General features: G+C 72.5%; 6 protein-coding genes. 2 read left to right on the forward strand and 4 right to left on the reverse strand.

Annotation, left to right across the window (positions count from 1 at the left end):
- Nucleotides 1-70 precede the first annotated feature (70 nt).
- A complete protein-coding gene (locus AACL56_RS05535) occupies nt 71-5,497 on the forward strand; it encodes a filamentous hemagglutinin N-terminal domain-containing protein (protein ID WP_339088823.1) in 5,427 nt (1,808 codons plus the stop codon).
- 244 nt (nt 5,498-5,741) lie between these two features.
- On the opposite strand, the gene AACL56_RS05540 is transcribed toward AACL56_RS05535, so the two are convergent.
- On the reverse strand, nt 5,742-6,371 hold the full coding sequence (locus AACL56_RS05540) for a cysteine hydrolase family protein (protein WP_339088824.1): 630 nt from the start codon (nt 6,369-6,371) through the stop codon (nt 5,742-5,744).
- 99 nt (nt 6,372-6,470) lie between these two features.
- On the opposite strand from AACL56_RS05540, the gene AACL56_RS05545 reads away from it, so the two are divergent.
- Nucleotides 6,471-7,448: a GlxA family transcriptional regulator gene (locus AACL56_RS05545; RefSeq protein WP_339088825.1), complete on the forward strand. Its 978-nt coding sequence runs from the start codon at nt 6,471-6,473 to the stop codon at nt 7,446-7,448.
- A 9-nt stretch (nt 7,449-7,457) separates the two neighbouring features.
- Here AACL56_RS05545 and AACL56_RS05550 read toward each other — a convergent pair whose 3' ends face one another.
- The 3 genes from AACL56_RS05550 to AACL56_RS05560 form a co-directional block, all read right to left on the reverse strand.
- On the reverse strand, nt 7,458-9,473 hold the full coding sequence (locus AACL56_RS05550) for an ATP-binding response regulator (protein ID WP_339088826.1): 2,016 nt from the start codon (nt 9,471-9,473) through the stop codon (nt 7,458-7,460).
- A complete protein-coding gene (locus tag AACL56_RS05555; protein WP_339088827.1) occupies nt 9,470-10,543 on the reverse strand; it encodes an ABC transporter substrate binding protein in 1,074 nt (357 codons plus the stop codon). Before AACL56_RS05555 ends, AACL56_RS05550 begins: the two co-directional genes overlap by 4 nt.
- Before the next feature lie 236 nt (nt 10,544-10,779).
- Complete coding sequence (locus tag AACL56_RS05560) at nt 10,780-12,684, reverse strand: ATP-binding response regulator (RefSeq protein ID WP_339088829.1); 1,905 nt, start codon at nt 12,682-12,684, stop codon at nt 10,780-10,782.
- Between the last annotated feature and the right edge of the window lie 105 nt (nt 12,685-12,789).

Genomic DNA, 12,789 nt, shown 5'->3' on the forward strand with positions numbered 1-12,789 from the left:
TGCGCCGGTTTCGGACATCGGGGTCACGGTCGAGCATCGCGGTCACGCGGCAGCGTGATGGAGCACTGACATGAAGCAACGCATTCCTTCTTCGCGCGCGTCCTTGCGGCGCCTGCAGCTGCGGCCCATCGCGCTGTCGCTGATCTGCGCAGGCGCGGCGCCGGCCATGGCGCAGGTGCTGCCCGGCGGCTTCATGCCGGTCGCCGGCGGTGTCACGATGACCCAGGGCGGCGGGGTGATGAACATCAACCAGCCGTTCCAGCGCGGCATCGTCAACTGGCAGACCTTCTCGATCGGCGCGGGCGGCACGGTCAACATCGCGCAGCCGAGCACGCGCGCCGTGCTGCTCAACCGCGTGGTGGGCGACGGCAATTCCATCCTCGCCTCGCGCATCGACGGGACGCTGCGGACCTCGCTCGCGGGCAACCCGAACCTGCCGGGCGGCAGCGTGTTCCTAGTCAACCCGAGCGGCATCGTGTTCGGACGCGGCGCGTCGGTCAACGTGGGCGGGCTGGTGGCGTCGACACTCGACATCGCCAACGACAACTTCATGCCGGCCGGCTCGATGGACAAGGTCTTCGGCAAGAACGAGCAGCTGCTGTTCGTCGGCGACGCAGGCAGCGTGGCCCAGGTCAAGGTGGAGGGCGGCGCGACCATCGCCACCACCTCGCCGAACGGCACGGTGGCGCTGCTCGGCGGGTCGGTGCGCAACGAAGGCGACATCAACGTCGCGCGCGGCTCGGCCGGCCTGGTGTCGGCCAGCAAGGTGACGCTGAACCTCGACTTCGAGGGCGACGGGCTCACCACCTTCAAGATCCCGGCCGACGGGCAGACCACCTTCAAGCTCGCGGAGCTGCAGGCCGTGGACAAGACCGCGACCGCGCAGCTCATGAACAGCGGCAGCGTCACGGCCGACGGCGGGCGCGTGGTGTTGATGGCGGCCGCGGCGGACGTCGATGCGCGCCAGCTCGTGGTGAGCCAGACCGGCGTGGTGCGGGCGCGCTCGCTGGCCTCGCGCAACGGCGAGATCGTGCTGGACACCGGCGTGTCGCCGCGCAACAGCAGCGAGATGCTGCTGGGCGGCACGCTCGACGCGAGCGGCGGCGAGGCCGGCGTGGCGGGCGGCTCGATCACCGCGCGCGGCGACTACATCCGCATGGCCGGGCTGAACGCGGACGCCAGCGGCAGCAGCGGCGGCGCGGTGTCGGTGAAGGGCGTCGCCGCCGTGACGATGGCGCCGGACGCGAGGATCAGCGCCAACGCGACAGGTGCCAATGGCGCGGGCGGCGCGGTGGACATCGGTTCGCCGCACACGCACATCTCCGGCGAGATCGCGGCGCGCGGTGCCGGCAGCGGCGCGGGCGGCACCATCGGCACCGCAGGCGACGTGCTCGAGGTGGCCGACGGCGCGCGCATCGACGCGGCGGGCGGCGCCACCGGCGCCAACGGCCAGTGGAACGCGAGCGCGCGCAGCGAGCTGAACGTCGACACCACGGTGCCGGCCTACGACGCCGCCGGCTACGGCAGCACGGTCGACGGCACGCGCGTGAGCGCGGCGGCACTGGGCGATGCGCTCGGCCGCGCCACCGACGTGAGGCTGTCGACCGGCTCCGTCGAGGGCGAGACGAACGACGTGGTGTTCCAGTTCAGCGCCGAGGTGGTCAAGTCGCAGGGGCGCGACGCGCGCCTCACGGTCGATTCGCTGCACGACGTCGTCATGCGGAACGCGTCGTCGATCAGGTCGACGGCGGGCGCGCTGCACGTCGACTTCGACGCCAACGCCGGCAATTCCGAGCTCGGCGGCGCGATCCTGATCGACGCCGCCTCCATCGCCACCAACGGCGGCAACATCCGCTTCTACGGCCAGGGCAAGGCCGACACCGGCTATGCCGAGGGCCGCGTCGTGAGCGCCGAGGGCAGCGATCTCTACAGCGGGCAGGCCGGCATCACGTTGAGCAGCAGTTCGCTCTCCACCTGCGCCACGGGCACCTCGGCCTGCGGCGGCAACGGCTCGATCACCCTGCGCGGGCAGGGCGTGAGCCAGGAGACGGTCGAAGGCCCGAACTACCGGGTCAGCTCGGATGGCGTGGCGGTGCTCGGCAGCACGCTGGCCACCGGCGCGGGAAGCATCGACATCGAGGGGCGCGGCGCCATCCGCGCGAACGGCGTGCTGCTCGGCAGCACCGAAGCGGGCGACTCGGTGCTGAGCACCGGCACCGGCGACGTCCGGATCATCGGCAGCTCGCGAAGCTGGACCACCGACGACCCTGTCGCGGTGTATGCGGACAGCATCGTCTCCAGCAGCATCGGCGCGCCCCAGGTGACCGCCGGGAACGCGGCGGGCATCTCGATGCGCGGTGCCACCATCGCGGCGGGCGGCCGCGTCAGCATCGACGGCACCGGCAGCGACACGCAGGGCCTGCTCGCGAGCACCGCGTTCGTCACCTCGGCGGCAGCGGCCAACAACGGCACCGGCATGGGCTTCAACGCGGGAGACGGCGTGTCCATGACGGGCAGCAGCATCTCTGCGGGGCAGGGGCGCGACGTGAGCATCGCCGGCACGGCCGGCGGCAAGAGCTACGTGGTCAACAACGGCGGCACCGTGCTGCTGGGCGCGGACGCGAACGCGGTGGAAATCCAGGTCGAGGCCGGCCAGGGCGTGCGCGCCGAAAGCGGGCGCGTGGCCATCGACGGGCGCGGCGGCGACGTGCGCGTGGTGCGCGTGAACACCCGCGTCGACCCCCCGGGCCTCGTGGGCCTGGCGCCGAGCCCGTCCGGCGCGGTGCTCGACGTGTCCAGCACCTCCGGCGCAGGCGGCACGGTGTCCATCGCCGCGCGCAACGTGCTGGTGAGCGACGTCTACGACGACCGGCCCACCATCGACGCCGGCGGCGCCGGGCAGTCCGGCACCATCGATGTGCGCGCGAGCAACGCCATCGCCATCGACGCGCAGGCCAGCCTGCGCGCCGACGCGAAGTCGGCCACGGGCAACGGCGGCACGATCAACGTGATCGCGGGCGACACGCTGCGCGGCTACGGCAGCCTGTCGGCGCGCGGCGGCAGCGCGGGCGGCAACGGCGGCACCATCGAGACCTCCGCGCCGCACTTCGCGCTGCTCGGCCTGCGGGTGGACGCGTCGGCGCCGGTCGGCACCGCGGGCAGCTGGCTGATCGACCCGTTCGACGTCAACATCGCGCACGGCGTGGCCTCGGGCAGCCTCACCGGCAACCCCTTCGACCCGCTGGCCGCCTCGACCATCCAGGATGGCGACATCAACAACGCGCTCGACGGCGGCACCAGCGTGACGATCACCACCGGCACGGGCGGCGTCGCGACCGACGGCAACATCACCTTCGCGGCCGATGCGGCCATCGTGCGCAGCAAGGGCGCCTCGCCGCTCACCTTCGAGCTGGATGCGGCGCACAACATCAACGCCTTCAGCAACAACTCGATCCAGTCGAACTCCGGCGCGCTCAACGTGGTGCTCAACGCCGGCGTGGGCGGGCAGAACGGCTCGATCTTCATGAGCGGCGCGAAGATCAACACCAACGGCGGCGACGTCACGATGACGGCCGACACCAGCGGCACGGGCAGCCAGGCCATCTCGATCACCAACACCACCATCGACACGCGCACGACCGCGCTGGGCGACGCCGGCCCCGGCGGCGCGGTGCAGATCACCGGCAAGCGCGGCACGCCCACTTCGGGCTTCGGCGCCACGGTGCAACTGAACGGCGCCACCATCCAGAGCAGCACCGGCGACGTGAGCATCACCGGCACCGCGCCCGGGGGCACCGGCGTGCGCATCGGCGCGGGCACCGGCGCCAGCCAGATCCTCACCACCAGCGGCGACATCGGCATCACCGGCATCGGCAGCGGCGTGACCGACCCGAGCACCGGGCCGATCGCGGTGCAGGCGGTCGACCTGAGCAACGTCACGGTGCGCAGCGTCGACGGCAACATCGGCATCCGCGGCCTGGTGACGCCCGGCGTTGCCAGCGCCACGTCGGGCGGCGTGCTCGTTGCCAACAACGCGCTGGTGACCACGCTGGGCGTGGGCAGCATCGACATCGCCGGCGAGTCGCAGGCCAACGGCACGGGCGTGACCATCGCCACGGGCGGGCGCGTGGATGGCAACAACAACGTCGTGCTGCGCGCCAGCAACAACGGCACCACCGACGCGCTGGCCATCGCCGGCAACGTGCGCGCGGGCAACGTGCTGAACCTGCGCCCCGGGGGCGTGGACGCCGCGGGCAACGCGGTCGACCGCACGGCCAACCCGATCACCCTGGGCGGCACCGCGGCCACCGGCTTCGCGGTGTCGGCCGCCGAGTTCGCGCAACTCGATGCGCCCACCATCGTGGCCGGCAGCAACGCGCATGCGGCCGGCATCGACGTGGTGGGGCCGCTGACCCTGCCCGGCGCGCTGACTCTGCAGAACGGCGGCGGCGGCATCCGGCTCGGCGGCGCGGTCGCGGTGGCGAAGCTCGGCCTGGTCTCGGGCGGCGACATCACGCAGACCGCCGCCGCGCCGATCACCGCCGGCACGCTGCTGGCGCGCTCGACCGGCGGCAGTGTGCTGCTCGACCAGGCGGCCAACAACGTCAGCGCGGCCACCGTCGGCGGCGGCGCGGCGGGCGCGTTCCGTTACGTCGACGTCGACACGGTGCAGCTGGGCTCGGTGTCGGTCACCGGCTACGACGCCGCGGGCAACGCGCCGCAGGCCGTGTCGGCCACCTCGATGGCCGCCGACACGGTGTTCGTGCGCACGCTCAGCGGCGACCTGCTGCTGGGCACCAACGTGAGCAGCACCGGCGGCACGGACCTGGTGGCGGGCTCGCGCTTCCAGAACCTCGGCGGCTACGCGATCACCGGTGCGCCATGGCGCGTATGGGCCGACACCTGGGTGGGCGAGACGCGCGGCGGCCTCGCCGGCTCAGGCCTGTATCCGAACCTCTACCACTGCGCCTATTCGGGCCTGTGCACCGTGGGCATTCCCGCGGGCGCCAACCACTTCATCTATGCGCAGCAGCCGGTGGCCACGGTGCGCATCGGCAACGCGACCCGGCCCTTCGGCTTTCCGAACCCGCTGTTCAGCTACACGCTCGACGGCCTGATCCTGGGCGACACGGGCGCGGGCTTCGCGGGCTTCATGTTCTCGCCGGCGCTGCGCACCAGCCCGTTGGGCGTGTACCCGATCAACGGCACCTTCACCTCGGCCGAGGGCTACGCGGTCAACGTGGTGCCGGGCAACCTGCTCGTCGCCGGCATGCCCGACCTGCCGCGCCCCGACACGCTGCGCGACCTGCCCGTCACCTGGCTGTACGACCGCAACATGGGCCCGCCGCCGATCTGCTTCGCCACCGGGTCGCTCGAAGGCGACCGCGCGGTGCAGGGCGCCGACGTGCTCGCACGCGAATGGTCCCGCGTGCGCTCGCGCCCCAACCTCTCGAGCTGCGTCGACACCGAAAAGCGCAACGGCTGCGCGGACTTCTAGTCCTCGGCAGCCGCCCCGACCCGACCCGGCCTGACTTCAGGCCAGGACTTGAGGCCAGGGATACCGCGGAACCGGCTTTGCCGGGCCGCAGGTATCGCCCCCGGCAGGGGGAGGGAGAAGCGACACGAAGTGCGCGAAGCCTGGGGGGTGCGCGATACCCGCGGAACCGGCTTTGCCGGGCCGCAGGTATCGCCCCCGGCAGGGGGGAGGGAGAAGCGACACGAAGTGCGCGAAGCCTGGGGGGTTACGTCAAGCCTCTTGCACGGCGGTTGGACATCACGACGTTGTCCTTGGGGATCACCTGGCCTTCGCGCATCGCGGAGATCCAGGCGTCGGTCGTGGTCACGGCTGCGAAGTTGCTGTGGAACACCACGCTGAAGACGCGATGGATTTCCTCCGCGCTGACCTTGCCCGCCGCGTTCTCGTAAGGCAGCGCGCCGCTGGCGTCGGCCAGGAACTCCACGCTCAGGCCGCGGTGCATCGCCTCGAACACGGTGGAGGCGTCGCAGTTCTGCGTCATGTAGCCGGCCACGCTGAGCGTGTCGACATGGTGGCTCGCAAGCCAGTCGGCGAAGTCGGTGCCGGTGAAGACGCTGGGCGTGGCCTTGGTCACGAGGTGGTCGCGCGGCCGCTTCGCGATCTCGGGATGCAGCTGGCCGTTGTGGGCGTCGGCCTGGAACACCGGCGCACCCTTCGGCGCATGGTGCTGCACCACGACCACTGGCGTGCCGGCGGCGCGGGCCGCGTCCATGGCCTTGGTGACGTTGGGCAGCGTGCTCGCGATGGGCGGGTGTTCGATCGGCAGGCCGCCGCCTTCGAAGTATTCGTTCTGCACGTCGATCACGACGAGGGCGCGGCGCGGGGCGTTGCTCATGGAGACTCCTTCTCTTCCAGGTTTCGGATGGCCCGATTCTTCTCCCGCGCGCCGCTTGCCGACAGTGGCCCGGAAGCCATTCGTCGATAAGATCGGGCCATGCGAGCACCGGCCGTCGAAACCATCGCCGTCGTCGCCTTCGACGGCATCAGTCCCTTCCACCTGTCCGTGCCCTGCATGGTGTTCGGCGAGGACCGCACCGAAAGCGGCGCGCCGCGCTTCCGGCTGCGGGTGTGTGCGCCGGAGCCCGGCGCGCTGCGAACCAATGCGGGCTTCACGCTCGGCGTGCCGCACGGGCTGGAGGCCATCCGGCGTGCGCAGATCGTGGTGGTGCCGTCATGGCGCGACGACGGCAGCGCCGCGCCGCCGGCGCTGATCCGCGCGCTGCAGGCGGCGCACCGGCGCGGCGCCACCGTGGTCGGACTGTGCCTCGGTGCCTTCGTGCTGGCCGAGGCCGGCCTGCTCGACGGGCGCCCGGCCACCACGCACTGGAAGCTGGCGCCGGCCTTCGCGCGGCAATATCCGCAGGTGCGGCTGCAGCCCGAGGTGCTCTACGTGGAGGACGGTGATGTGCTCACTTCCGCCGGCACGGCCGCGGGCATCGACTGCTGCCTGCACCTGCTGCGCGTGCGCCATGGCGCCGACACCGCCAACCGCGCCGCGCGCCGCATGGTGGTGGCGCCGCACCGGCAGGGTGGGCAGGCGCAGTACATCGAGCAGCCGGTGCCCGTCGCGGCCGAACGCGACCGCCTCGCGCCGCTGCTCGAATGGCTCGGCCGGCATCTCGACGTGCCGCACGAACTCGACGACCTCGCGCGCCGTGCGCTCATGAGCCGGCGCACCTTCACCCGGCGCTTCCGCGAATCGACCGGCACCACCGTCGGCCGGTGGGTGCAGAACCAGCGCCTGGCGCTGGCGCAGCGGCTGCTGGAGACCACCGACCACCCGGTCGAGCAGGTGGCGACGGGCGCGGGCTTCGGCTCGGCGGTGTCGCTGCGCAAGCATTTCATGTCGGCGTTCAAGGTATCGCCCACGGCGTACCGGCGGCAGTTCTCGCGGGCCGACGCCCTGGCCTGACCGAAACCCTCAGCTCACGTGCAGCTGGCGCCGCGTGGTCAGCAGCGCGCGCAGCTTGGCCGGCGCGACCGGCTTGGTCAGCAGCATCACCCCGCCGTGGCGCAGGCGTTGCAGCACCTCGGGCCCGGTGGCGCCCGAGACCAGCACCGCCATCGCGTCCGGCTGCAGGCGCTTGGCCGCATCGATCACGTCGACGCCGTCGCCTTCGCCCGCCAGCTGCAGGTCGCACAGCACGGCGTCGTAGTGCGGGTCGCCGGTGCCCATGCGCGCGATGGCCTCGGCGCCGGTCGACACGCATTCGACCTCGCAGCCCCATTGCGCGAGCAGCGTGCGGCTGCCGTCGAGGATGGCCGGGTCGTCGTCCACCACCAGGCAGCGCAGGCCGGCCAGCGGCGTCGGTGCGAGCGGTGGCGGCTCGGGCGGCACCACGTCGGCCAGGCGTGCGGCCGGCAAGGTGAAGGCGAAGGTGCTGCCCGCCTGCAGCGCCGATCGCACCGTGATGCGCGTGCCCAGCAGCGTGGCGATGCGCGCGCAGATGGCCAGCCCCAGCCCGAAGCCGCGGCGGCGGTCGCGCTCGGTGTTGGCCACCTGGTAGAACTCCTCGAAGATGCGGCCCTGGTGGATGGGCGCGATGCCCACGCCGTTGTCGCGTACCTCGATGCGCACGCCGGACGGGCTGCGCCGCGCGGCCACCAGCACGGTGCCGCCCTCGGGCGCATGACGCAGCGCGTTGGCCACCAGGTTGCCGACGATGCGCTGCAGCATCGCCGCGTCGGTGCGCACCGCCAGGCCGCGGTCGCTCCAGCGCAGGCGCACGCGGGCCTCGACGGCGGTGGCGGCATGCTGTGCGTCCAGCTGATCGAACAGGGTGGCCAGCGACACCTTGGCGATCGAGGGCGTCAGCACCTGCGCGTCGAGCCGCGAGATCTCGAGCAGGTCGTCGAGCAGCACGCCCATGAACTCGGTGCTTTCCTGCAGCCGCAGCACGGCCGGGCGCTGCGCTGGCGATGCGCCCGGCAGCAGGCCGTCGATGAACAGGCCCATCGCGTGCAGCGGCTGGCGCAGGTCGTGGCTGGCCGCCGCGAGAAAGCGCGCCCGCGACAGCGCCGCCTGCTCGGCCTCGGCCATGCGCTGCAGCGCCACGGCGGTGGCCTCGCGCACGCGCTCCTCGCTGATCTGCCGGTTGCTCTGCAGGCGCTCGGCCAGCCGGTCGATGTCGTGCGCGAGCACCGCGAGCTCGTGCGATCCGCGGGTGCCGCCCTCGACCACGTCGCAGCGCATCTCGAAATGGCCGGCTTCCAGCGCGGCCACGGTGCGCGACACGCGCCGCAGCGGCCGCGCCACCGTGCGCGCCATGTGGCGCACCGAGGCCCAGGCCGCCATCAGCGCCACCAGCGCGATGCCGACGCCGGCGAACAGCGAGCGGCTGCGCTCGCGCGTATAGGCGGTGGTGTCGCGGAAGGTCTGGACCAGCCCGATGGGCGTCTCGCCCGCGGCGGTGGAGCCCGCGGGTGCGAAGGCGCTGGCGCGCGAGGCCTCGCGCAGCGTGACCGGCGAGGTGAACATGCGCAGCTGCGCCAGCGAGGTGGTCTTGGGACCGGCCGTCACGTACACGCCCGCGCTGTTGCTGATCTCCACGCGCGTCACCTGCCCGCCGCGCAGCGCGGCGTTGGCCACGTTCTGCAGCGCCGGCAGGTCGCCCGCGTAGAGGCTCAGGTCGGACATGGCCGCCACCTGCCGCGCCACCGCCTGGCCTTCGGCGTCGAAGGCCGCCTCCAGCGTCTGCAGCCGGTTGTGCGTGAACCAGCCGGTGAGCGCCAGCGCCACCGCGGCGCACGGCACCACGCCGAGGCGGAAGAGGTCGCGCTGCAGGTTGCCGCGCACGACGAGGGTGTGGGTGGAAGGCGTCGGCGGCGGCGGTGGCGGCGGCATGGAAGGCTGCAGCGGCATCGGCGACGACACGGGCGCGCCGGTGCCGCTTGCGCCGGCGGGTGCCGGGCTGTGGGAGGGCGCAGCGGTGGTCATCGGGGACCCGCAATCCGGTCGGTCAGCTCCCGTTCCTCCGGCATCCGCAGGCCGAGTCCGCGTGCCACGGTGGCATTGACGCGCACGGTGGCGGGCGTCGCGGCCTCCACCAGCGGTCCGTTGTTGTTGCCGGCGGCGCTCGCCACCTTCTGGCCGAGCAGGCGCGCCTGCTGCGCGAGCTGCGAGGGCGTCGACACCGCCGCGGCCAGGCCGCCCGAGCGCACCAGCCCTTCGCTCGCGCCGAACACCGGCATGCCCGCGCCCGCGCCGGCGCGCAGCACCGACAGGGTGGCCGCCTGGTTGTCGCCGATCAGGTCGGGCAGCACCATCAGCGCATCGCTCTGCGGCACCACCTGGCGCAGCGCGTTGGCCAGCGACCTCGCGTCGGGCGCGTATTCCACGCGGAGGTCCCATGCCGGACTGGCCCCCTGCGCGGCGCGCTGCAGCTCGCGCACCAGCGGCTCCGATTCCGGTGTGGCGACCACGCCGATGCGGTGCTTCTGCGGCAGCACGGCGTTGATCAGCGCCAGCTGGTCGGCCATGGCCGGGTCGCGCAGCAGCACGCCCACGCGGCGGTCGCCGCGGCGCAGCGCGGGGCTGGCGGCCTTCAGCGATTCGTATTCGAGCCGGCTGAGCATCGCCAGCACCAGCGGCTCCTGGCCAGGGCGCTCGACGGCGGCGCGCGCGGCGGCGGGGCCCACGGCCATGGTGATCGGCGCGTCGGGCGCGGGGCGCAGGCTGCGCGTGCGCACGCCTGCGTTGGCGGCGCGCTCGGTGTCGTTGCCGCCGGCCTCGGCCGCCTGCTGCGGATCGGCGCCGCCCGGCGCGAGGCGCACCAGTTCGAACTTGCCGCCGGGTTCCTGGTCGGCGCGCAGCTGCTGCACGAATTCGGACGATGCCGCGGCGTCGTCGCCCATCAGCACCGTGAGGCTGGCCGCCGAGGCGCTGCCGGCCGTGCAAGCCGCCGCTGCTGCGAGCGCCACCAGCGCCACCCTCGCCGACAGCGCGGACGCGGCGTGGCGCAGCCTTCCGGGGAAGGGCTGGCAAGCGGGTTTCGAGGCAAAAGGCATGGACTGCGTCCGCAGCAAGGGGCGATGATCCAATGTAAGGACGGGCCCTGCTTCGCGCGATAAGGCGGAGGGCTTATGTCCGCGTCGGCGATGGCCTGCCTGCGTGACGGATTCCACAAGCCGGCAGTCGCACGGCCTATGCCTGATGGACTACCCAGGGGCTCTACCCCCTGCTTCCGGCGTTGCGAAGGCCTGCCACGGCAGCCCGATCAAGGCGCGCGGCGTTGCAAGTGCGCCTAGGCGCCTACCGCCAGCGCCGCGGCCACCCGCTGCGCCTGGATCGCCTGGCGCAGCACCCGCGGCGACACCGGCTTGTAGAGCACCGTGATGCCCGCGCTCGCCACCTCGCGCAGCCGGTCGGGCTTGGTCTCGCCCGTCACCAGCAGCCGCGCGGTGCCCGCGCCGATGCCGCGCGGATGGCGCTCGAGCGCGCCGATCACGTCCAGCCCGTTGTCGCCGCCCTGCAGCAGCAGGTCGCTGATGACCACGTCGGGCGGCTGCTGCCAGCCGTCGGCCAGCGCCAGCGCCTCGGCGCGCGTCTGCGCGGGCATCACCTCGGCACCCCAGTTGGCGAGCACCACCGTGAGGCCTTCGAGGATGGTGCGCTCGTCGTCGATCACCATGATGCGCACGCCGGCCAGGCTTTCTTCCTCCTCCATCGCGGCCACCGCGTGCGATGCCGAGGGCGCCGGCAGCGCGGCCGGCGCGGAACGCACCAGCACGCGCACGCAGGTGCCCTTGTTGACGCGCGAGCTGAGCTCGACGCGCGTGTTCAGCAGCTCGGCCAGCCGCTGCACCGTGGCCAGGCCCAGGCCCATGCCGCGGGTGCCGCGCGCCGCCTGGCGGCCGGTGGGCTCGACCTGGTAGAACTCCTCGAACACCCGCTCCTGGTGCTGACGGGCGATGCCCACGCCGGTGTCGACCACGTCGATGCGCACGCCCTTGCCGCGCCGCCGCGCGCCGATCAGCACGCCGCCTTCGATGGTGTGCCGCAGCGAGTTCGACACCAGGTTGTTCAGGATGCGCGAGAGCATCACGTAGTCGCAGCGCACCCAGACGTCGGTCTTGCGCACCACCAGCCGAAGTCCCTGCTGCTCGGCCACGGGGCGGAAGTTGCGGCTGATCTCGTCGAACAGGCGGTCCAGCGGAAAGTCGATCCACTGCGGCTGCAGCACGCCGGCGTCGAGCTGCGACAGGTTGAGCAGTTCGGAGAACAGGCGGTCGAGCGAATCGACGCACTCGCGGATGTGGCCGATGCGCTGCAGCTTCACCGGATCGGTCTCGCCGTTGGCCAGCCCGTCGGAGAACAGCGTGAGCGCATGCAGCGGCTGGCGCAGGTCGTGGCTGGCGGCGGCCAGCAGCCGGGTCTTGGCCTGGCTGGCCACTTCGAGCTGGGCGTTCTTGCGCGCCAGTTCGGCCGTGGCCTCGTTGATGCGGCTCTGCAGCAGGCGATGGCTTTCCGCCAGTGCGCGCGCGGCCTGGTTGAAGCCGTGCTGCAGGTGGCGCACCTCCGACGTGCCCTCGATCGCCACGCTGGCGTCCTCGCCTGCGCCGAGGCGGTCGACCGCCTTGCCCAGCGCGCGGATCGGCTCGCTGATGCGCCGTGCCGCCCACCAGCCCGCCAGGCCGACGCCGAACATGCTGATCGCCAGCACCAGCCCCACGTTGAGCCACACGGAGCGGCGCGCGTTCTGCACGGCCGCCAGGCTCATCTCGACCATCACCTTGCCGTTGTGGCGGCCGTCGTCGCTCACGATCGGCACCACCACCTGCAGGCCTTCGTCGCGGGCGCGGTCCATGGTCTCGGAATTGGCCACGATCTCGCCGTCCTCGGTCCAGATCTGCACCTGCTGGACGTTCGGCTGGTAGCTGCCCGACTGCGCGGTGCGCTGCAGCGCCCGGCGGTCCATGCGCGCCAGCGGCGCCTGCGCCACCGTGGCCACCTGCAGCGCCACCGTCTGCGCGTTGGCCCGCATGAGTTCGGTCAGGTTGCCCAGGTGTTGCCGCGTCAGCACCGCGATGGCCGCCAGCGTGGCCAGCGTGGCCGGCACCAGCGCCAGCAGGATCAGCTGTTGCGCAAAGGTCAGGCGGGCCAGGCTGCGAAGGACGCGGAAGTTCCAGTTCATGAGGGCGTCGGGCATGTGGATGCCGAGCTTAGGCGCCCCTTTCCGAACCGGGAAGACAGGAAAAACATCACGAAGTTTGTTAGCAATTGATATCTAATGGCGTCCGCGCCGCCCATGTTA

Source organism: Variovorax paradoxus (genome assembly GCF_902712855.1).
Classification (GTDB): Bacteria; Pseudomonadota; Gammaproteobacteria; order Burkholderiales; family Burkholderiaceae_C; genus Variovorax; species Variovorax paradoxus_Q.

What these genes read in the sequence shown, in the direction of transcription:
- AACL56_RS05560 (WP_339088829.1), bottom strand. Translation starts at nt 12,684, where the DNA reads ATGCCCGACGCCCTCATGAACTGGAACTTCCGCGTCCTTCGCAGCCTG.
- AACL56_RS05555 (WP_339088827.1), bottom strand. Translation starts at nt 10,543, where the DNA reads ATGCCTTTTGCCTCGAAACCCGCTTGCCAGCCCTTCCCCGGAAGGCTG.
- AACL56_RS05540 (WP_339088824.1), bottom strand. Translation starts at nt 6,371, where the DNA reads ATGAGCAACGCCCCGCGCCGCGCCCTCGTCGTGATCGACGTGCAGAAC.
- AACL56_RS05545 (WP_339088825.1), top strand. Translation starts at nt 6,471, where the DNA reads ATGCGAGCACCGGCCGTCGAAACCATCGCCGTCGTCGCCTTCGACGGC.
- AACL56_RS05535 (WP_339088823.1), top strand. Translation starts at nt 71, where the DNA reads ATGAAGCAACGCATTCCTTCTTCGCGCGCGTCCTTGCGGCGCCTGCAG.
- AACL56_RS05550 (WP_339088826.1), bottom strand. Translation starts at nt 9,473, where the DNA reads ATGACCACCGCTGCGCCCTCCCACAGCCCGGCACCCGCCGGCGCAAGC.